Raw genomic sequence first — 20623 nt, forward strand, 5'->3', positions numbered from 1 at the left:
CGATCGGCAGCCAAGTCCCGAATCTCCACCGACGCAACGTGTTCGAGCGCAAGAACCTCCCGTCGCAGTTTGTTCACGTGCGCCCTCGAGCATGCGGATCCGCAAGGCATCGAACGAGCGGGTGGGTCGCGCAGCGAATCGATCCACCGTCCTCGGTGTGGTTGCCGAAGGGGATGGCATGCACAGTGATTCCCCGGGCTTCGAGTTCGCCTCTCACCATCGATCCGTCCTCGTCGTCGTTGTATCCGAGGATGTAGTTGTCCGGGTCGATCGGCAGTCCGTTGCACGCAAGCAGTCGGGCCTGTCGAGTGGTTACCTCGATCAGGTCCCACCCGTCCAATGCACTCGGGAGACCGTCTACGAACGCGTCAGGGCAGACGATCGCGAGACCGTCACGTGGGATGGAGAGGCACACGTCGAGGTGCAGGAACTCGGGGCCGATACTGACCTGCTCGACATCGTAGCCTTGCGGCCCGAGAATCGTGGCCAGCCAGTCGACGCCGCGCGTGCTCGAGCCCACCGTCGGGTTGAGTGTGGTCCCCGCCAGGATGGTCTTCCCGAGCACGAGTAGGTCGCCTCCCTCGAGCGCGGCGTGATCGTTCTTGTCGTAGTCTCCGCTGGTCATCGAGGTGGCATCGACGAGCGGCATCTGGAACCACTTCGCGCCGGAGCCTTCGACGCGCTCGGCGAACAGCTTGCGGTATCCGAGCATGTCGGCGCGTCGGAAGGGTGCGCCGGGCGCAAGTTCGATCACGTTGTCACCGACGACGAGCATCGGGTCGCGGCTGTAAGTCTGGATGAACCCGTTCACCAGCCACTCCTTGCCGAAGTTTGCAGCTACAAGTTCGCGGGTGATCTCCGTCGGCCGGTGTACAACGACCCCGAACCGTTCGAGGACCGCGATGAGCGCGTCGTTCTCGGCCTCGACGAGACGTGTCTTCGGTAGATCTGTCGACAGTCGGCCCGACCGTTCCCACATCTTCTCCGCCTCGGCTTCGGGGAGCACGCGGACCCCCTCGGCTGCCCACCTCGCCTGGTCCATATCCGGGTAGAGCATGATCCCCCGCCCGACGATCACTTCCTTCAAGGTTCCGTACTCGAAGTCGACTGCGATGTCATCCATGTGCGCCCCCGGATTCGGCCGTCTACGGTATCGCTCGCCCGTCAACGGTATCGCTGGTCACCACGTCCGAACTGCGGAAACGCAGGATTCGAACAAGTGCCGCGAATAGGCGTCCTCGGTGCGAGCGCAGAATCGACGGCGCGAGAATTCGCCCCGCAATCTCACCCGGAATGCCTTCATGGCGCTGTTGTCGTCTCAGTCGCCGACTGTTCCCAGGGAGGCCAGCAAGCTCTAGCGCCAGATGTTCTTCCCGAAGTTCCGTGAGGTCGCGGTCAGGGCAGATGTGGCATGACGCTGGCGGCGAACAGCTCGAGCTGTTCTAGATCGCTCATATCGAATAGCCACGTGTACACCCGCTGGATACCAAGTTCCGACAATGCCCCACAGCGATCGACGACCTGGCCGGGGGTGCCGACCAAGGGACTGATGTCGGTCACTCCCGGAATCAGCTGGCGCACTGGATCGGCACGCCTAGCGACCTCCTTGTCGTCGCGGCCGATACACAGCGCGAACACCGCCGAATAGACCATCGACTCAGCGGGACGGCCCGCCGCGGCCACCGCCTCGGCGACCCGCTGCAACTGCGCAGCGGCCGCATCGGGTTGCGCCAAGCCCGGCAGGTTGAACTCGCCGGCAAACTGCGCGGCGAGCGCTGGCGTGCGCTTGGCGCCCATACCGCCGACGATGATCGGCGGATGGGGGCGCTGAAGTGGTTTCGGCAGCGCGGGACTATCGGTCAGTGTGTAGTAGGAACCCTGGTAGTCGAACGTCTCACCGATAGGAGTGCTCCACAGGCCGGTGAGGATCCCCAACTGCTCGGCGAGCCTGTCGAACCGCTCACCCAGGGTCGGGAACGGAATTCCGTACGCTCGGTGTTCGTCTTCCAGCCAGCCTGCGCCGATGCCGAGTTCGATGCGGCCAGTGCTCATTTCGTCGACCTGGGCGACCGTGATAGCCAGCGGACCCGGATAGCGAAACGTTATCGAGGTGACCATCGTGCCCAGTCGGATTTTCGTTGTTTCGCGGGCGAGGGCGCCGAGCGTCACCCAGGAATCGGTGGGCCCGGGCAGGCCCGCGACGCCTGGTGCAAGGTAGTGGTCGGACCGGAAGAACGCCGAGAATCCCAGATCCTCTGCGGCTTGTGCGACGGCTAGCTGATCGGCATAAGTAGCACCAAACTGGGGGTCGACGATAACGCGAAAGTCCACCCCACCAACGTAGGACACACACGCCTCGCTATGTGGAACAACGATCACAGGTCAGCCGCATCTGGCCCAACTCTCATAACGGCGGACCTACAACCAGGGTTCGCACCTGCTGCTCCAGCCAACCGGGGCCAGACCATCGGGTGTGTGAGGCCTGGCCCGGCGTGCGTTTACCGGCGGACCGAACACCAGGGCTAACTGGGCGGCTCCGAATTCGCTGGATCGCCGACAATTCTCATCGACGGCACCGACGCCTTCGATGACCCGCTGCCTTTGGCGGAGCTCGCGTGCCGCGTCTACCCGACCGCAGACGGCCTAGCAGGGGTGCCGACCGTCGAACAACTGGCCGATGCGTTGCGGAGCCGAAGCTAGTCGCTACGCGGAGGACGCCGACCCACTACGGCATGTGCCCAACCAACGACATAGTCTGCGCGGAGCGGAGAACGCCCGGTTGGAGGAGTTGGTCGCCACGATCACCGATGGTCGAACCGTGAAGATGATCAACGCAGAAAAGCCCTGGTAGAAACCATCTCTACCAGGGCTTTCCTTGGTCGGGCTGACAGGATTTGAACCTGCGACCACTTGACCCCCAGTCAAGTGCGCTACCAAGCTGCGCCACAGCCCGTCCACACCCTCGATCAGGTGCTCGATGAGATTACATCAGCGATGGTACGTAACGCTAATCGACTGGTCAGTGCAACTTTCGTCGTCTCAGCGTCCTCGTCGCTCTCGCTTTTCCCGCACGCGTACCGAGATGCGGACCGGACTACCGTCGAAATTGAACTCCTCGCGCAGACGCCGCTCGAGGAATCGGCGGTAGCCTGCTTCGAGGAATCCAGTAGTGAACAGTACGAACGTCGGTGGACGCGTGCCTGCCTGCGTGGCAAACATCACGCGGGGCAGTCGTCCACCGCGCATCGGCGGCGGCGTCGCAGCTACGACTTCTTTGAGCCAGGTGTTGAGTCGGCCCGTGGGGATCCGCTTGTCCCAGGATTCCAAAGCCGTGTCGAGAGCGGGCACCAACTTCTGCACCGCGCGCCCTGTCTGCGCGGAGATGTTCACGCGTTGCGCCCACGGCACCCGCACAAGATCGCGGTCGACTTCACGATCGAGTTGCAACCGGCGGTCTTCGTCGACGAGATCCCACTTGTTGAACGCGATCACGAGAGATCGCCCAGCATCCGCAACCATGCTGAGCACGCGCAGGTCCTGCTCGGAGATCGGCTCGGACGCATCGATCAGCAGAATCGCGACCTCAGCGGCCTCGATGGCACTCCTCGTTCGAAGCGACGCGTAGAACTCGGCGCCGCTGGCGTGGCTGACCCGTTTCCGTAAACCCGCGGTGTCGACGAATCGCCACGGCCTACCACCGAGTTCCACGATGGAGTCGACGGGGTCGACCGTGGTGCCCGCGATGTTGTGCACCACCGAACGCTCGCCACCCGACAATTTGTTCAGCAGACTGGACTTGCCGACATTCGGCTTTCCGACCAGCGCCACCCGTCGGGGTCCGCCGCCGGGAATGCCCTCGCGCGGCGTCGCGGGGAGCGCTGTTAGAACCTGGTCGAGGAGATCCCCCGTGCCGCGGCCGTGCATCGAGCTCACCGAATATGGCTGTCCCAGGCCCAGCGACCACAGTGCGGCGACCTCGGATTCGGTGCGACCGTCGTCAACCTTGTTGGCTACCAACAGAACCGGTGTCTTGGAGCGGCGCAGCACCTTTGCGACAGCCTCATCCGTGGCCGTTGCACCCACCACCGCATCGACAACGAGAAGGATCGCATCCGCGGTCTGCATGGCAAGTTCCGCCTGACGCGCCACAGACTGCTGCAGACCCTTGGCATCTGGTTCCCAACCGCCGGTGTCCTGTACCAGGAATCGGCGTCCACTCCAGTTCGCCTCGTAGGAAACTCGGTCTCGAGTGACCCCGGGAATGTCCTCGACCACGGCTTCGCGGCGGCCGATGATCCGATTGACGAGAGTGGACTTGCCGACATTCGGGCGGCCGACGACGGCGAGCGTGGGCACGGCGACATGGGGCTCTTCGGCACCACCGTCCGCTAGATCCAGGATCTCCCAGTCGGATTCTTCACTCCAGGTTCCATCGCCGACGAACTCGGTTGCGAACTGTTCGGTCACTGCCCTGCTCCAGTTCTCTCGCTTACCACCTGCAGCAACCTGCCGATCACATCTTCGATTCCGAGTTCGCTGGTGTCGACCAGCGTGGAGTCTTCGGCCGGCCGTAGCGGCGACACGGCGCGCGTGGAATCGAGGTGGTCCCGACGCCGCACGTCGGCGAGTACTGCCGCATAGTCGTCGCCGCGGCCCTCCGCGAGGTTCTGCATGTTCCTACGCTTGGCCCGAGCCTCCGCCGAAGCGGTCAGATAGATCTTCACGTCGGCATCTGGAAGCACGACTGTTCCGATGTCTCGACCCTCGACCACGATTCGGTCGGCCTCGCCCGCAAGACGACGTTGCGCCTCGACCAACAGTTCACGGACTGCAGCGACGGCGGAAACAGCGGAAACAGCGCCGGTCACCTCGGAACCGCGGATCTCCTGCCCCACGTCCTCACCATCGAGAAGTACGTGCTCACCCGATGGGTCGGTGCCGATCGACCACGGGAGCCCGGCAGTCGCTTCAGCGATCGCGGAAGGATCGGCTAGATCCACGCCCTTTCGGAGCACATGCAACGTCGCGACCCGGTACATAGCTCCAGTGTCCAGATAGCGGGCTTCGAGTCGCATCGCCAGTTGACGCGCCACGGTCGACTTTCCGGTTCCTGACGGACCATCCACCGCCACGACCAGCGATGATGCACTCATAGCCCCACCGCCCCATATAGCCCGCCGACCTCGCCTCGACCGAGTACCCGCAGGGTACCTGGGCGCTGATCTCCGAGCGCGACCGCGCCGATGTCGGTTCGCACGAGTCGGATCACCGGGTGCCCGACGGCGTCGAATAGTCGTCGCACTATGTGTTTGCGCCCCTCGTGCAGCGTCACGCGAACGAGCGACTTACCTTCGCTGATATCGAGCACCGTGAAGGTATCGACTTTCGCGGGTCCGTCGTCGAGTTCCACACCCTCTTTGAGTTTCTTGCCGACGCCACGCACGATGGCGCCCGAAACGGTCGCCATGTACGTTTTCGACACCTCGAACGACGGGTGCATCAGTCGGTGCGCGAGATCGCCATCATTGGTCAGTAGCAGCAGTCCTTCGGTATCGGCGTCCAGGCGCCCGACATGAAACAAGCGCTGGCCTGCGGTAACCCTCTCAGAGACGATGTCACCGACGCAAGGGCGCCCCAAATCGTCCGACATCGTCGACTGCCAACCCCGGGGCTTGTTCAGCGCGAGATGCACCAGATCCTTTTGGACGACGACCCGCACGCCATCCACGCGGACCACCGCATTCTCGGGGTCGATGCGCAACCCCTGCTCGATGACGATGCGGCCGTCGACCTCTACGCGGCCCTGGGAAATCAGTTCCTCGGCGGCACGCCGCGAGGCTACTCCGGCCTGGGCCAGCACCTTCTGCAAGCGCATACCATCGCCCTGAGCGGGACCCGAAGGCCGATCCGCGTCAGAGTATTGATGGCGGGCCGGCTTGGCGTTGCTGATCTTCGTCGCCTGGGCCTGAGCGCGCTGCGGCTTGGCCGACTTCGGCTTGCCACGCTTGTTCTTGGCGACGGCGTCGGGTCTGCTGGGCTTTCCCCCTGCGACATCCGAGCGGGTCGACCACTGAGCAACTCCCGACCGGTCGGTCTGTTTTATGTTCTCCGACCGGCTTGGGCGCCGCTTCATATTCTTGCGATCCGGTGCGCCATCTCGGCGAGCGGGCTTTTTCACTCTCTTCGATCCTTGTCAGTCTTCAATGTCCAGCCCGGTGTCCAACTCTGCTGGGGATGACGTAGCTTTATTCATTCTCGCAAATCGTGGATCAGATTCCACACTGTCGCTGATGTCGTCTATCAGATCCACATCCGGCAACAACGGGGCCAACGCGGGCAGATCGGCGAGAGAAGCCAGACCGAGCCGTTCCAGAAAGAGTTCTGTTGTCGAATATTGAGTGGCATTGGTGTCGGGGTCGACGCCGGTTTCGGCAATCAATCCCCGCGCGAGAAGTGTGCGCACCACCCCGTCTACGTTGACGCCGCGCACAGCACTGATCCGCGCACGGGTCAGCGGTTGACGGTATGCCACCACCGCGAGAGTTTCCAACGCGGCTCTCGTCAGTTTCGATCGCGCGCCATCCAGCAGGAGTCGCTCGACATACGGCGCGTGGGCAGTCCTGGTATACAGCCGCCAACCACCACCGGCATATCGAAGATCCATCCCGCTCCCGCGCGCCGTGAAGGCCGCAGACATGCGATTCAACGACTCCGTGACGCGTGCCATCGAGGCTCCGGTCGCGGAGGCTAGCTGGTCGACTCCAGCCGGGGAGTCGACAATCAACAGCAACGACTCGAGCACGGATTCGAGTTCGGTGTCCGAGAGTTCGGTTTCGACATCGAAGCCGTCGTCCGTCTCGTCGAACATGGCCGAACTCATCCGTAATCCTCCTCGCTCACCGGAGCGGTCGTACCCTCTCCGGTCCAGCTCACCAACAACTCCCCCAAAGGCTCGGGCTGTTCGAACGCCACCGACTGTTCCCGATACAGTTCGAGCAGCGCGAGGAATCTGGCCACGATCTCCACGGTCGCCTCGCATTCCGAGACGAGATCACCGAAGCGGGCCCATTCCCCCACCCCGCGTTCTCGAAGCAATTCCATCATCCGTTCCGCCTGCTCCGAGACCGACACAGCATGCACGTGCAGGTGATCCAGGCTCACTGACGGTTTCGGCCGGGGCGTGAACACCGTCGCGGCAATTTCGGCGAAACGCTGAGCGTCTACGCCCAGCAGCACCTCGGGTAGCAGCTGGGTGAACTTCTCTTCCACGGACACCGAACGCGGATACCGGCGCAGAGCCGCAGCCTCTAGTTCGCCGAACAATTGTGCGACCTGCTTGTACGCGCGGTACTGGAGGAGCCTGGCGAACAGCAGGTCACGGGCCTCGAGTAGTGCGAGGTCGTCCGCGTCCTCCACCTGCCCCGACGGAAGCAGACGAGCGGCCTTGAGGTCGAGCAGTGTCGCAGCGACTACCAGGAACTCGGTGGTCTGGTCCAGACCCATTTCTGCACCGAGCGCCCGAGTGTAGTTAATGAAATCGTCAGTCACCTGGTGCAGCGCGACTTCCGTGACATCCAACTTCTGCTGGTTGATCAGCGTGAGGAGCAGGTCGAACGGCCCCTCGAAGTTCTGCAGCGCAACTCGGAACCCCTGTTCGGGAGGAGCTTCCTGCTGATCGGGCGGGTCCATCACGTCGATTGCCATGGGCGGGCCGTCAGTCTGCGGTAACGCCGGAATGTCCTGTGTGTACACCACTTACTGGCCGGACCGATGGATGACTTCGCGCGCCAGCGCGCGATACGCTTCGGCACCGGTCGATTTCGGCGCCCAGGTCGTGATCGGTTCCCCAGCGACGGAAGTCTCTGGAAAACGGACCGTTCGGTTGATTACCGTGTCGTAGACGACATCACCGAACACCTCCACCACACGCTCCATCACCTCACGAGCGTGAAGGGTCCGCGAATCAAACATGGTCACGACGATACCGGCGAGTTCGAGTCGGGGGTTCAACCGGTCGTGGACCTTCTCCACCGTGTCGTTGAGCAACGCTAGGCCTCGCAAGCTGAAGTACTCGCATTCCATCGGGATGATCACCGAGTCCGCGCAGGCCAGGGCATTGACGGTGAGCAGGCCCAGAGACGGCTGACAATCGATCAGAACATAGTCGTATCGATCGAGAACGGGGTCGAGCACCCGCCCAAGTGTCTGCTCCCGGCCCACTTCGGTGACCAGTTGAATCTCGGCCGCCGACAAGTCGATGTTGCTCGGCAGAAGATCCAGTCCTTCGACCCGTGTCCGCATCAGCACCTCGTCGATCGCCACGCGCGGTTCGACAAGTAGGTTGTGGACGGTCAACTCGAGGTCGTGATGCGCCACCCCGAGACCCGCGGACAGCGCACCCTGCGGATCGAGGTCGACAAGCAACACTCGACGACCGAACTCGGCGAGCGATGCACCCAGATTGATGGTGGAGGTCGTCTTCCCTACGCCACCCTTCTGGTTGCACATCGCGATGATCTTGGCCGGTCCATGGGAAGACAATGGAGCCGGATCAGGGACCTCACGTGTCGGCCGACCCGTAGGGCCCAACTCACTGTGTTCTACCGCGACGTCTTCATCAATCAAGGCAGCGGCGCCGGATTGCTGCACACCGAACATGTCGCACTCCGATTGCGGAAGCCCCGACTCCGCCGCTGGCGGCTGCGGTGTCACCACGGTCCGATGATCTCCTGTTCTTTCGATCTTCGTTCCCGATCTCACATCGTTATACGAACGCTACCGCCTCGTACCGTGAATCTCCCCCCGACACGCCCCCTCTTACCTCGTCCGGGAGTACGCCTTTCACCTAGCCCGAGGATGCGCTTGCGCCCAGACCTCGCGCAATGCACCCACCGTTACCAGCGTATAGATTTGGGTCGTCGTGACGGAGGCATGCCCCAGCAACTCCTGGACTACTCGCACGTCGGCTCCGCCGTCCAGCAGGTGTGTTGCAAACGAGTGGCGAAGTGTATGGGGCGACACCCCAGAAGTGATCCCTGCCGCATCGGCGGCGTTCTGCAGCACCTTCCACCCGCTTTGCCTCGACAGGCGCCCACCACGAATATTGAGGAACAGTGCCGGTGTTCCCCGTGACATCAAGGCTGGGCGGCCCTGGACGAGGTAGGCGTCCAGGGCTTCGATGGCAGGCCGGCCCACCGGCACCACCCGCTGTTTGCCACCTTTCCCCCGCAGCAGCACCGACCGAGTCTCGATGTCCAGATCGTCGACATCGAGTCCGACGGCCTCGGAGATCCGCGCGCCCGTCGAGTACAACAACTCCAGGAGAGCACGATCACGGACCGCCCTGGGGTCTGCTGCCGCCCCACCGGCACCGACTGCGCGGAGCAACGAGAGCACCTCATTCACCGGAAGTGATGCGGGAAGCCGCTTTGCCGAGGTGGGCGGCCGGACGTCACGGGCCACGTCGATGGCAGTCATTCCCTCGGCGGCCGCGAACCTGTGGAATCCCCGCACAGCAATCAAGGCACGAGCTGCAGAACTGGCTGCAAGCGCGGGGCGGTCGTGAGCCGGGTCGCCGGTGCGCAACGTAACCACGAAGTCACTGACGTCCTGCTCACGAATCCGGCCGATTTCGGCGATCCCCCGCTCAGTAAGGAATTGCTCGTATCGTTCCAGGTCGCGCCGGTACGAACCGAGAGTGTTGCGAGCCGCTCCGCGTTCGACAGCCATGTGATCGAGATACGAATTCACCTGCCGCGCTATCGACGTCACACCTACTCAGCTCCGTCAGCGACAGTTCGCGAGCGCTTCCTCGCGCTGAACCTCTCAGGCCGATCGACCCAGAGCGCATTCTCATCACGAAGCTCGGCCTCGGCGCCCGTGCGAACTGCCGCCAAGGCCATCACACCCGACACCGCAGTGGCGTTGACGATCGTCCCGCTCAGCACCATGGATACCACCTCATCGAGCGGTATCCGCTCGATGTCGAGGTCGGCCTCCTCGTCCTCCGGGTGCGGCCGATCCACCTCGTAGAGATCTTCGGCGAGAAACACCCGCACCGACTCGTCGGTGAACCCGGGTGAGAGGAGGACATCGACGAGAACCGACCAGTGATGGGCGCCCAGTCCTGTCTCTTCCGCAAGCTCACGTCGGGCTGCTTCTACGGGGTCTTCTCCCGGCTCGTCGAGTAGGCCCGCAGGAATCTCCCACAACCGGCGCCCAACCGGGTGCCTATATTGGTGGATGAGGACCAGTCGACCTTCCTCATCAAGCGCCACGACAGCGACGGCACCGTGATGCTCTACGACTTCACGCTCGGCCGTCCGACCGCCCGGCATCGCTACACGGTCTACCCGAAGGGCCAGGATCGCACCGCTGTAGACGGTGCGCGAGTCGAGTGTGTCGAACTCGTGCCGGCCAAGGTCGGGCATGTCCCGCCCTATCCAGCGCTGTCGACAGACGCGACCTCGTCGCGATCAGTGCCGACCGAGGAGGCCTCGTCGCGATCGGTGGGATCGGACGTCTGGCCGGCCGGCACTACCGTCACAACGCGGCCCTCGCCGTGCACATCGACGGGAAGGCGTTCTTCTAGCTTGTACTTCAGCGCCGCGTCGACGAATGCGGCGAACAGCGGGTGCGGGCGCGTCGGGCGGCTCTTCAACTCCGGATGCGCCTGGGTCGCAACGAAGAACGGGTGCTGATCGGCCGGGTACTCGACGAACTCGACCAAGTGACCATCGGGAGAGGTTCCGCTGAAACGAAGTCCGCTCTTGGCGATCCGATCCCGGTAGGCGTTGTTGACCTCGTAGCGATGACGATGACGCTCGGACACGTGCTCGCTTCGGTATGCGTGCTCAACGACCGAACCCTTGGCCAGGGTCGCCGGATACGCGCCGAGTCGCATCGAGCCGCCGAGATCGGCCTCACCCGCAACGACGTCTTCCTGGTCGGGCATCGTCGAAATGACCGGATGCTCAGTCTCCGGCTCGAACTCCGCAGAGTTGGCGCCTGTCAAGCCCACGCTACGTGCAGCCTCGATTACGACGCACTGCAATCCGAGGCAGATCCCGAGCAGCGGAACCTTCCGGTGCCTGGCATATGCGATGGCACCGAGTTTGCCCTCGATACCGCGGATCCCGAATCCGCCGGGGACGAGCACGCCGTCGACGTCACCTAGCGCGGCCTGCGCACCGGCCTCTGTCTCACACGCATCCGACGGCACCCAAGAAATCTCAACCTTCGATCGGTTGGCGAACCCGCCTGCCCGCAACGCCTCGGTTACCGAGAGATACGCGTCCGGAAGATCGACGTACTTCCCGACGAGCGCGATGCGGACAGTCTCACGTGGCTCGTGGACTCGCTCGAGCAAGTCACCCCAGACGGTCCAATCGACGTCGCGGAACGGCAGACCCAGCTGACGCACCACGTAGGCGTCGAGACCCTCACTATGAAGCACCTTCGGGATGTCATAGATGGATGGCGCATCAGGGGTGGAGATGCAGCCGTCGACATCGACGTCGCACATGAGTGCGATCTTGTTCTTCAGCGCCGGAGGAACCTGGCGGTCACAGCGCAGGATCAGTGCGTCAGGCTGAATACCGATGCTGCGAAGCGCCGCAACCGAGTGCTGTGTCGGTTTGGTCTTCAACTCACCCGACGGCGCAAGATACGGGACCAGCGACACGTGGAGGAAGAAGACGTTGTCACGGCCGACGTCGTGCCGCACCTGACGGGCGGCCTCGAGGAACGGCTGCGACTCGATGTCACCGACAGTGCCGCCGATCTCCGTGATCACGACATCCGGTTTGTGCCCCTCGAGATCCGGTTCACTCATCGCCAGGATGCGACTCTTGATCTCGTCGGTGATGTGCGGGATCACCTGGACGGTGTCGCCGAGGTATTCACCACGCCGCTCCTTGGCGATGACGGTCGAATACACCTGGCCGGTGGTCACATTGGCCTGACCGGACAGATCCCGGTCGAGAAAGCGCTCGTAGTGGCCGACATCGAGGTCCGTCTCGGCGCCGTCCTCGGTCACGAACACCTCCCCGTGCTGGAAAGGGTTCATCGTGCCCGGATCGACGTTCAGGTATGGATCCAGCTTCTGCATGGTCACGCGCAAACCCCGCGCGGTCAGCAATTGCCCGAGACTCGAGGCCGTGAGGCCCTTACCGAGCGAGGAGGCGACGCCGCCGCTTACGAAGATGTGCTTGGTAGCGGTACGCGACTGAGTGCGTGACTGTGACAAAGGGGCTCCCGTGACGACTGTGCAGGACTTGGTCTGTTCGAGCAATGCTGGGGCCTGCCGACCCACGGGACTTCACGGTAACACCTAAGCGCACGTCCGGAAACAACGCGCTCAGATTGACCCGCCCGTGTGACGAGCGCTACGACGGCTCGGCCCCAACGGTTATGCCGCCGGCGCCGGGTCCCGTTCCATATTGGCCCGAACCACCGACAAGTTGTTCCTCCAGCGCGAGCGGAACGGTGATCTTCCCCGCTTCGCGGTCGATATTGTCGATCGTTGTCAGCGTTGCCGACAGCGCGGCGTCTGCTCGGGCCACTGCGACCGGTCCGTTGTCCTGCGCCGAGCCGGAACGTCCAGCAAGTACCGTCCCCCCACCGCGAGCATCGAACGCTCCCGCGAACCGGGCTACCACCGCGCCGCGGTTCCCTCCGACGCCGTCCGCGTCGTGATTGCCGGTCAGCACCACCGCAAGCTCTGCCGGTTGAACGGCTCCGTCCTCGTAGACGATAAATCCCGCTCCACGTAGTGTCTCGAGGGCCAGTGCCATCTCCTCGGGCGAACTCTGCGGCTGACCGGTGTCCTTGCTGAGCAAGAGCACCGATCCGAGCAGGTCACCAGCCAGGCTGCCCTGGTCGACGGCACCGGTTCTCAACGTGACACCCGCTGGGATCACATTGTTGACCACTGTCCGCAAACGGTCACCCCCTGTGGCATCGATAAATGCATCCGTCAGCGACACCCGACCGGTCACCGACCCGCCCGCTGCCGCAATAATCCGATTGATTCCATCGAGGTCCGCGTGGTCTGCGTCCGGGGTCGTTACAACCATGACCGTTCGTCCGGCGAGCGTATCGGCCACGACACGGCCACCTATCACAGAATCGAACCCGTCTGCCGAATTCAATTGCTCGGTGAGTTGATTGTTGCGTTCGTTCGCGTTCTCTACGTCGTTTTGTAGCCCCGCCTTGTCGTCACGCAATCCCGAGACGAGACCGCTCGACAGCAGTCCCGACCCGATCACCACCCCGATCGCCAGGGCCAGGAAGATCGCCGCGATGGACACCACGTGCTGACGCAGAGAAATCATGTGAAGAATCCCTGGATCCACAACGCGAAGCTGTTCCAGGTATCGACTACCCAATCCAGCACCGGCCCCCCGACGTTCGACACCAAGAGAGCGACGATCACCGCTACCAAAGCGGCCAGAATCAGCAGCGCGATCGCGCCACCCGAAACTCGACTCCGATACAGGGTCGCCACCGCCTTGGCATCCACCAGCTTCGGACCAACCTTGAGTCGGGTCATGAAGGCTGAGGGGTTGACGTCACGGCGGCCACGGTCGAAGAACTCGTCGAGCGACACGGTGTTGCCAACTGTGACGATCAACGATGCGCCATGATGGTCTGCGAGCAAGAGCGCCAAGTCGGACGGGGAGCCGGACGCGGGGAAGGTCATTGCGCCGATGCCTAGGTCCTGGATCCGTGACAGACCTGGCGCGTGCCCGTCCTGATCTGCGGGCAGGACAACTTCTGCACCCGACTTCAAGGTGGCACTGGATATGCTCTCAGGGTCACCAACGATGAGATCGGGCCTGTATCCGGAAGATTTCAGGATGTCCGCGCCTGCCCCCACGCCGACGAGGATCGGCGAATACTCCTTGATGAAGGGTTTGAGGTTCTTCAGATCGACCGCGTGTTCCGGCCCGTCGGACACGATGACGACATGCCGTTCCTTCATATCGACGTCCACGTCCGGAACCCCGACGCTGTCGATCAGAAGCGGGCTCTCCGTGCGGATGAACTCGATGGTGTTGCCCGAGAATGCCTCGAGGTGATCGACCAAGCCTGTCTTCGCCTCGATCATCAAGTCGGAAATCTCCGCCTCGGTCTGCTCGTCACCCTTTGCGATACGCCGCTCGCCGGAGTAGACACCACCCTCGTGGACGCGGACTTTGCCGCCGTCCTTGATGGTCTTGAAGACTTCGGTGCCCGCTGAATCCACCAGCACGATTCCGTTGGAGACGATCACCTCTGGTCCCAGATTGGGATAGCGGCCCGAGATCGAGGGCGATGCATTGATCACCGCAAGTACGCCGGCCTTCACCAAGGCGTCCGCGGTGCATCGATCGAGATCCAACTCGTCGAAGACGACGATGTCACCCGGTCCGACACGGCGCAGCAACTTGTCGGTGTTGCGATCCACCCTGGCGATGCCGCTGATCCCCGGCAAGGTCTGGGTGTTACGTGAGCGCAGTGCGGGCAGTTTCATGGCATCGATGATGGACCGGATTCCGCAGCTACCTGTGGAGGCGCGCCGAACCCGTGACCACATCAGCCAGTACCTTGCCACCGCATGCGACCCGGCTATCCGTCATCCAGTCAGGTCGAACGCTCGGAGTTGGCGGTTGCCAACAGTTCCTCCGCGTGAGCGCGACCGGTCTCGGTGTCGCCCAATCCGGCAAGCATCCGGGCCAGTTCCACCACCCGTTCGTCGTCGGTGAGGGTGTGGACTCCGCTACTGACGACCCCACCCGAGTTGTCAACTTTGTCGACCACCAAATGGGTGTCCGCGAATGCCGCCACCTGCGGTAGGTGAGTCACCACTATGACCTGGTGTGTCCGCGCCAGTCGCGCGAGCCGTCGGCCGATCTCCACAGCGGCCCTCCCGCCCACGCCGGCATCGACCTCATCGAACACCATCGTCGCACCCGAATCCGACCCGGCGAGAACCACCTCGAGGGCGAGCATCACCCGCGAGAGTTCTCCGCCGGACGCGCTCTTGCTGATAGGCAGCGACTGCGCCCCACTATGGGCCGAGAGTCGGAACTCCACCTCATCGACACCCGACGTCCCTGCGTGCAGTTCTGTTCCGTCGACGGCGATCGGAGCGGTGTCCTGCGGCCCGGCAATCCTCGGCCGGACCAACACCTCGAGGGCAGCCCGGCCCATCGCCAATCCGGAAAGTTCCGAACTGACCGACTTCGCGAGCTTTGCAGCGGCCTTTACGCGGGCCGCAGTCAATTTCGAAGCCGCTTCCGCCACCGATACAGCCGAGTCCTCGACCTGCTTGGTCAGCGCGGCCAACGCATCCGAGGACACATCGATCCTCTCCAGCCTCGACCGCGCATCTTCTGCCCACTGGAGAACGCCGTCCACGTCCGCCGCGTACTTGCGGGTCAGGTTCTTGAGTTCCGCTTGTCTCGACAGCAATGCATCGAGGGCGCCGGGATCGGCCGGAAGCGCGGCAAGGTAGGCCGTCAGGTCTGCGGACACGTCTGTGACCACCGCGACCGCATCGGCAAGACGCGAACCGAGTCCGTGTAGTTCGCGGTCGCTTGACGATTCGATCCTCGCGCGTGCCTCCGACAACAGGTCGAGCGCAGATGTCGAGATGCCGACGCCGTTCATCTCGTCGCTCCCTGCGAGTGCCGTCTGCGCATGCTGAGCTGCGGATCGCAGCGAATCGACGTCGGTGAGTCTACGCACCTCCGAGACGATTGATTCGTCCTCGCCAGGTGTCGGCGCCACACTGTCGATCTCGTTGAGCGCGAAGGTCAGTTGGTCGGCTTCCTGCACAAGTTCACGAGTACGTCCGGTCCGTTCGCTCAACTCCGATCGCAGGGTCAGCCATTCGTCGCGATACTTGCGGTACCTGGCAAGCAACGGCCCCACAGTGGCGTCGGCGAAGCGATCGAGGGCGGCACACTGCTGGTCCGCCCGGAGCAGCCGTAGCTGATCATTCTGACCGTGCACCGTCAGCATCGGGTCGGTGAACTCGGACAGAGCCCCTGCCGGAACACTTCGCCCGCCCAAGTGGGCACGGGATCGGCCGTCACTGCCGACAGTGCGTACGGCGATTATGGTGCCGTCTTCGTCCCGCTGCGCGCCGGTGGATTCGAGTAACCGAGTAATAGCCTGTTCGACATGGTCCGAGCTTTCATCGGTTACGAATCGTCCCTCGACCACCGCCCGCGAAGCCCCGAGACGGACTCGACCTGCATCGGCGCGGGCACCGCTCAGTAGGTGAAGGCTGGTCACCACCATCGTCTTCCCCGCTCCGGTTTCACCGGTGAGGACCGTTAGACCTTCGTGAAACTGGGCCGACGCCTCGGAGATCACGCCGAGGTTATCGATCCTGATCTCTGACAGCACGTCTAGTGTTTCCTTCCCCGCCACCCAGTGACGGGCAGCTCGAACTTCCGCACCATCCGGTCCGCGAATGGAGCCGAATCCAGTCGTACCCAGCGAACGGGTTCCTTGCCGCGTACGATTTCGACGCGAGCCCCCGCGGGGAGCTCGAGAGTGCGTCTGCCGTCGCAGAAGACCAAGCCGTCGTGGCTGCCTGCCATTGTCTCCACCGCGATCAAAGACTCCGGGCTCGTCACCAGTGGCCGCGCGAACAGGGCGTGCGCGTTGCTCGGAACCACAAGCAGCGCTTCCAGCTGCGGCCAGACCACTGGACCTCCGGCCGAGAACGCATATGCAGTCGACCCCGTCGGCGTCGAGACAAGAACGCCGTCACAGCCGAAGGCAGATACTGGGCGGCCGTCCACCTCCAGAGCTACTTCCAGAACCCCGAGCCGTGATCGGTTCTCGATGCTGGCCTCATTGAGAGCCCAACCGCGCTCGATGACTTCATCATCGACGCGTACGAGAACGTCCAATGTCATCCGGTGTTCGATGCGATACTCGCGACGCACAACCTGAGCGAGCGCTTCGTCGAGATGCTCGGCTTCGGCCTCCGCCAGGAATCCGATCCGGCCCAGATTGATGCCGAGGACCGGGATGGACGCAGCCCGGGCGAGTTCTGCCGCTCGCAGGAACGTCCCGTCCCCGCCGAGTACCAGCACCATCTCACATCCGCGGGCAGCATCCGGGCCCGCCTGCACGATGCTCACTTCGAGTCCGGGCACCAGGAATTCGTCGGCAGCCATGGCACTCATCGGTTCGATCCGGGTGCCGTCGATCTCGTCGACGAGGACCCGCATCCTGATGCCTGCGCGCTCGAAGATCTTGCCCAAACGACGTGCCGTCTCCGTGATCTCGGCACGTCCCGGATGTGCCACGAGCAGGATCTCCCGCTCGCGCTTCTCGACACCGCTGCTTCGCCCGGTCACTGTGGTCCCTCCCGCACCGCGGCGCGAATCAACTCTTCCGCCGACTCGCCCGAGTCAGTATCCGTCCGGGGTGTGACATCTGCCCGGAGCCAAAGAAAATACTCTACGTTTCCCGAGGGCCCCGGCAACGGACTCGCCACCGCCCCAATGGTGCTCAGCCCCAGAGCAGCCGCCGCCTCGGCGACCCCGAGCACCGCGGTGACACGTAGTTCTGGGTCTCGCACTACTCCGCCCGAACCTACATGATCTTTGCCGACCTCGAACTGCGGCTTGACCATCGGAATCAGATCCGCCCCCTCGGCCATGCACGCGGCGAAAGCCGGTAGGACCAATTTCAGGGAAATGAACGACAGATCGGCGACCACGAGATCGACTGGACCACCGATCTGGTCGGCATCTATGGAACGCACGTTCGTCCGATCCACCACATGGACTCTCTCGTCGGACTGCAGCCGCCACACCAACTGTCCGTAGCCGACATCGACCGCCACCACCTCGCGCGCGCCTCGGTGAAGCAGAACGTCGGTGAAACCGCCGGTCGAGGCGCCGGCGTCGAGGCACCGCTTCGCCTCGACCTCGAGTCCGCGTGGCTCGAAGACCTCGAGCGCACCAAGAAGTTTGTGCGCACCACGCGACGCCCACGACACCTCGTTGTCGACTTCGACGACCCGTAGGGGCGTTCCCGTCTCTACCGCGGTGGCGGGCTTGGTCGCCGCCACACCCGAGATCAGTACTCGGCCAGAGGCAATTAGTTCCTGCGCGTGATCGCGGGAGCGTGCGAGTCCCCGCCGGACGAGTTCGGCGTCCACCCGTGCTCGGCGTGCCACCTCAGATCTTGTCCACGGTGGCCAGTGCCTCCACCAGCACGTCGTGGGCCTTCTCGAGGATATGGGCCTTGCGAGGAATGACTCCCACGCCGTGCTCGTCCTCTGGGTCCGGTTCGACAGTCCCGAGACTCGACAGCAATCCATCGACCTCCGCATGAATCATTTCGGGGTCGACACTTCGCGGAGGCCCGGGAAGGTGAGCGCCCGGGCGCGGAATCGGCGTGCTCATCGGGCACAACGCTAGTGCATCGCGTTCCGATACGCATGCAGCGAATCGCGTGACGAAGGCCGCTAGTTCAAGAAGTCAGTTTCCCCACTCCGACACGACCGCGCTCACAGCGGGCGATGTCGATGTGATCCGATCGAATTCGGGAAACTTCCAGGCTCCGACAGCCGTCGTTCGCAACAGCGCGGTCGAGTCCACCGATTCACTCGGCACGGCAGTCGATTCGATGACCAGATCCGTTCCGTCGAACTCCACCGACCAACGCGAGTCTTCGCAGATGCGCGAGTTTTCGGCGGGCGCATTCAAGGCATCCAATCCTGCGGCGAGATACGTCGGACGCTGCCCTTCGGCTGCACGCAAGACGTCGAGCGGTGTGCTCACGCCTGTGAGCACCAGCAAGGAGTCGACACCAACCGCATTCGCACCTTCGATGTCGGTATCGAGCCTGTCGCCGACCACCAATGGACGAATGCTCCCGCTCAGGCGCATCGCATCCTCCAGCAGCGGCGCTGCAGGCTTACCCGCGACAAGGGGAGCATGAGAGGTGGCGGCCCGCAAAGCCGCCACCATCGAGCCGTTGCCGAGGACCAGACCTCGGTCTGTAGGGAGTGTCGAGTCCACGTTCGCAGCCACCCACACCGCACCCGACCGGATCGCAAGGGTGGCTTCAGCGAGGATCGCCCAATCGGTGGTCGGCGAGTGCCCTTGGACCACCGCCGCCGGCGAATCCGCGAACGAGCGGACAGGATTCAGGCCGACTCGACCTACCTCTTCGGCTAGAGCCTCGGTGCCGACGACAAGCACCGCCGAGTCCGGGACCACGTTCTCCGCGAGAAGTCGGGCGGCGGACTGCGCACTCGTCACTACCCGGGACTCGTCGGCGTCGAACCCGAGTTCGATGAGATGCTCCGCAACCACGCTCGGCCGACGACTCGCGTTGTTGGTTACGTAATACAAAGGTTGCGACCCCGACGCCAGAGCCTCACGGGTACCTGGAATTCCCAGTTTTCCTCGGTACAAGGTTCCATCGAGGTCAAGCAGCAGGGCGTCGTATCCGTCGCGCAAGTCCGTCACTGATCGTCTCCGGTCAGCTCCGCTACACGCTCCTCGGCGTCGGTCTCACCGTCGAGATCAGCCGCTGCCGAGTTGAGAAACCACTGAAGTGCTTCCTCGACGCGACCCGCAGTCAGCAACGCCTCCGCGTATGCATAGAAGAGCCGGGCGGCACCGGAACCCGTGCGCGACGCGTCGAGATCAGGTGTCTGCAACGTGACCACGGCTTGATCGAACTGTCCGAGATCCATGCGCGCTCCGGCGACCACCATCCGTAACTCGGTAGCCTCGTCGCCGGACAACGCGGCAGCTTCGTCGCTTCGCCCGAGTTCGATTGCACGCTCTGGACGGCCTAGTCCGCGTTCACAATCCGCCATCACCGCGAGAAGACCGGGACCACCGGCCATACGCCGGGCAGCTCGCAACTCGGACAGCGCCTCCGCCCATTCCCCGGCGTGGTAGGCGGTAATACCTGCAGCCTCACGTACAACCGCGATACGGCCGGCACGCTGACGTGCAGCGCGCGCATGCGCCAAGGCGAGGCGTGGATCTTCCTCTACGAGTTTTCCTGCCATCACCAGGTGTCGCGCGACCGTCTCCGCGTTCGCCTTGTCCAGGCTCAGCAAGTCACGGCGAACAGTCGGGTCGAGTTCAACGGCCTCGATTTCGTCCGGCAGATCCGGCTCTTCCGGACGCGCCTGCCGCCGCTGTGGACGGTCACCGGCACGTCCGCGGGGAGCGAACCCGCCCTCGCCGCCGCGTCGGGCACCGCCACCGCGACTGTCTCGGCCTGAGCCACCCCGGCCATCGCGAGAGTCGCGTCGTTGACCGCTCGGCGAACCACGACGGCCGGACTTCTGCGCAGCGTCACGTCCAGAAGCAGCGTCACGTCCAGAATTGGAAGCACCGCTTCTGTCGGTATTCGAAGCACCGCTTCGGCCGGAATTCGAAGCACCGCTTCGGCGGAAGGATCGACGTCCGTCGTCACTGTCCGACACAGTCATTCCTTTCACACAAAAACCACGAAAGGGGACCCAGTATGTTGGGTCCCCTTTCGTTAACGGGTGTTCGGCGGTGTCCTACTCTCCCACACCCTGTCGGGTGCAGTACCATCGGCGCTGGAGGGCTTAGCTTCCGGGTTCGGAATGGGACCG

General features: G+C 63.5%; 19 protein-coding genes, 1 tRNA gene and 1 rRNA gene. All 21 read right to left on the reverse strand.

Annotation, left to right across the window (positions count from 1 at the left end; translation table 11 throughout):
* Positions 1-73 precede the first annotated feature (73 nt).
* Complete coding sequence (locus AB0I57_RS09265) at positions 74-1123, reverse strand: hypothetical protein (RefSeq protein ID WP_358332919.1); 1050 nt, start codon at positions 1121-1123, stop codon at positions 74-76.
* Between the two features lie 272 nt (positions 1124-1395).
* The gene (locus tag AB0I57_RS09270; RefSeq protein WP_358332922.1) at positions 1396-2331 is read right to left on the reverse strand and encodes an LLM class F420-dependent oxidoreductase; all 936 of its coding nucleotides are present in this window, start codon (positions 2329-2331) and stop codon (positions 1396-1398) included.
* 545 nt (positions 2332-2876) lie between these two features.
* Positions 2877-2953 (reverse strand) — tRNA-Pro (locus AB0I57_RS09275).
* A gap of 86 nt (positions 2954-3039) precedes the next feature.
* Complete coding sequence (gene der, locus AB0I57_RS09280) at positions 3040-4467, reverse strand: ribosome biogenesis GTPase Der (RefSeq protein WP_358332925.1); 1428 nt, start codon at positions 4465-4467, stop codon at positions 3040-3042.
* Entirely contained in the window at positions 4464-5153 is a 690-nt protein-coding gene (gene cmk / locus AB0I57_RS09285) for a (d)CMP kinase (protein ID WP_358332927.1), read from the reverse strand. The genes der and cmk overlap by 4 nt, the downstream gene beginning before the upstream one ends.
* Positions 5150-6178 carry a pseudouridine synthase gene (locus tag AB0I57_RS09290; protein ID WP_358332929.1) on the reverse strand — a complete coding sequence of 343 codons (1029 nt, stop codon included), beginning with the start codon at positions 6176-6178 and terminating at the stop codon, positions 5150-5152. The genes cmk and AB0I57_RS09290 overlap by 4 nt, the downstream gene beginning before the upstream one ends.
* A gap of 15 nt (positions 6179-6193) precedes the next feature.
* Complete coding sequence (locus AB0I57_RS09295) at positions 6194-6880, reverse strand: SMC-Scp complex subunit ScpB (RefSeq protein WP_358332930.1); 687 nt, start codon at positions 6878-6880, stop codon at positions 6194-6196.
* Positions 6877-7704 (reverse strand): segregation/condensation protein A, encoded by an 828-nt coding sequence (locus tag AB0I57_RS09300; RefSeq protein WP_358332933.1) that lies wholly within the window; start codon positions 7702-7704, stop codon positions 6877-6879. The genes AB0I57_RS09295 and AB0I57_RS09300 overlap by 4 nt, the downstream gene beginning before the upstream one ends.
* Before the next feature lie 51 nt (positions 7705-7755).
* Positions 7756-8658: a ParA family protein gene (locus AB0I57_RS09305; protein WP_358333326.1), complete on the reverse strand. Its 903-nt coding sequence runs from the start codon at positions 8656-8658 to the stop codon at positions 7756-7758.
* A gap of 183 nt (positions 8659-8841) precedes the next feature.
* Complete coding sequence (xerD, locus tag AB0I57_RS09310; RefSeq protein ID WP_358332936.1) at positions 8842-9771, reverse strand: site-specific tyrosine recombinase XerD; 930 nt, start codon at positions 9769-9771, stop codon at positions 8842-8844.
* 2 nt (positions 9772-9773) lie between these two features.
* Positions 9774-10430 carry an NUDIX hydrolase gene (locus tag AB0I57_RS09315; RefSeq protein ID WP_358332939.1) on the reverse strand — a complete coding sequence of 219 codons (657 nt, stop codon included), beginning with the start codon at positions 10428-10430 and terminating at the stop codon, positions 9774-9776.
* An 8-nt stretch (positions 10431-10438) separates the two neighbouring features.
* Entirely contained in the window at positions 10439-12247 is a 1809-nt protein-coding gene (locus tag AB0I57_RS09320) for a CTP synthase (protein WP_358333329.1), read from the reverse strand.
* Between the two features lie 139 nt (positions 12248-12386).
* Positions 12387-13334: a copper transporter gene (locus AB0I57_RS09325; protein WP_358332943.1), complete on the reverse strand. Its 948-nt coding sequence runs from the start codon at positions 13332-13334 to the stop codon at positions 12387-12389.
* Complete coding sequence (gene steA, locus AB0I57_RS09330) at positions 13331-14515, reverse strand: putative cytokinetic ring protein SteA (RefSeq protein WP_358332946.1); 1185 nt, start codon at positions 14513-14515, stop codon at positions 13331-13333. The genes AB0I57_RS09325 and steA overlap by 4 nt, the downstream gene beginning before the upstream one ends.
* Before the next feature lie 110 nt (positions 14516-14625).
* Positions 14626-16398, reverse strand: a complete 1773-nt coding sequence (gene recN, locus AB0I57_RS09335) for a DNA repair protein RecN (protein ID WP_358332949.1) — start codon at positions 16396-16398, stop codon at positions 14626-14628.
* Positions 16399-16400: 2 nt separating this feature from the next.
* A complete protein-coding gene (locus AB0I57_RS09340; protein WP_358332952.1) occupies positions 16401-17363 on the reverse strand; it encodes an NAD kinase in 963 nt (320 codons plus the stop codon).
* The gene (locus AB0I57_RS09345; protein ID WP_358332955.1) at positions 17360-18190 is read right to left on the reverse strand and encodes a TlyA family RNA methyltransferase; all 831 of its coding nucleotides are present in this window, start codon (positions 18188-18190) and stop codon (positions 17360-17362) included. Before AB0I57_RS09345 ends, AB0I57_RS09340 begins: the two co-directional genes overlap by 4 nt.
* Position 18191: 1 nt before the next feature.
* On the reverse strand, positions 18192-18419 hold the full coding sequence (locus AB0I57_RS09350; RefSeq protein ID WP_358332958.1) for a hypothetical protein: 228 nt from the start codon (positions 18417-18419) through the stop codon (positions 18192-18194).
* A 75-nt stretch (positions 18420-18494) separates the two neighbouring features.
* Complete coding sequence (locus AB0I57_RS09355) at positions 18495-19490, reverse strand: HAD-IIA family hydrolase (RefSeq protein ID WP_358332961.1); 996 nt, start codon at positions 19488-19490, stop codon at positions 18495-18497.
* Positions 19487-20473, reverse strand: a complete 987-nt coding sequence (locus AB0I57_RS09360; RefSeq protein ID WP_358332964.1) for a hypothetical protein — start codon at positions 20471-20473, stop codon at positions 19487-19489. Before AB0I57_RS09360 ends, AB0I57_RS09355 begins: the two co-directional genes overlap by 4 nt.
* A 62-nt stretch (positions 20474-20535) precedes the next feature.
* Positions 20536-20623 (reverse strand): 5S ribosomal RNA (gene rrf, locus AB0I57_RS09365); the annotation flags it as partial.

This window comes from Rhodococcus sp. NPDC049939, assembly GCF_040656415.1.
Taxonomy (GTDB): domain Bacteria; phylum Actinomycetota; class Actinomycetes; order Mycobacteriales; family Mycobacteriaceae; genus Rhodococcus_F.

Bases quoted from the DNA above. Each gene is read 5' to 3' on its own strand.
- AB0I57_RS09295 (WP_358332930.1), bottom strand. From the start codon at position 6,880: ATGAGTTCGGCCATGTTCGACGAGACGGACGACGGCTTCGATGTCGAA.
- AB0I57_RS09300 (WP_358332933.1), bottom strand. From the start codon at position 7,704: ATGGCAATCGACGTGATGGACCCGCCCGATCAGCAGGAAGCTCCTCCC.
- AB0I57_RS09325 (WP_358332943.1), bottom strand. From the start codon at position 13,334: ATGATTTCTCTGCGTCAGCACGTGGTGTCCATCGCGGCGATCTTCCTG.
- AB0I57_RS09315 (WP_358332939.1), bottom strand. From the start codon at position 10,430: ATGCCCGACCTTGGCCGGCACGAGTTCGACACACTCGACTCGCGCACC.
- AB0I57_RS09350 (WP_358332958.1), bottom strand. From the start codon at position 18,419: ATGAGCACGCCGATTCCGCGCCCGGGCGCTCACCTTCCCGGGCCTCCG.
- cmk (WP_358332927.1), bottom strand. From the start codon at position 5,153: ATGAGTGCATCATCGCTGGTCGTGGCGGTGGATGGTCCGTCAGGAACC.
- steA (WP_358332946.1), bottom strand. From the start codon at position 14,515: ATGAAACTGCCCGCACTGCGCTCACGTAACACCCAGACCTTGCCGGGG.
- AB0I57_RS09265 (WP_358332919.1), bottom strand. From the start codon at position 1,123: ATGGATGACATCGCAGTCGACTTCGAGTACGGAACCTTGAAGGAAGTG.
- AB0I57_RS09305 (WP_358333326.1), bottom strand. From the start codon at position 8,658: ATGTTCGGTGTGCAGCAATCCGGCGCCGCTGCCTTGATTGATGAAGAC.
- AB0I57_RS09360 (WP_358332964.1), bottom strand. From the start codon at position 20,473: ATGACTGTGTCGGACAGTGACGACGGACGTCGATCCTTCCGCCGAAGC.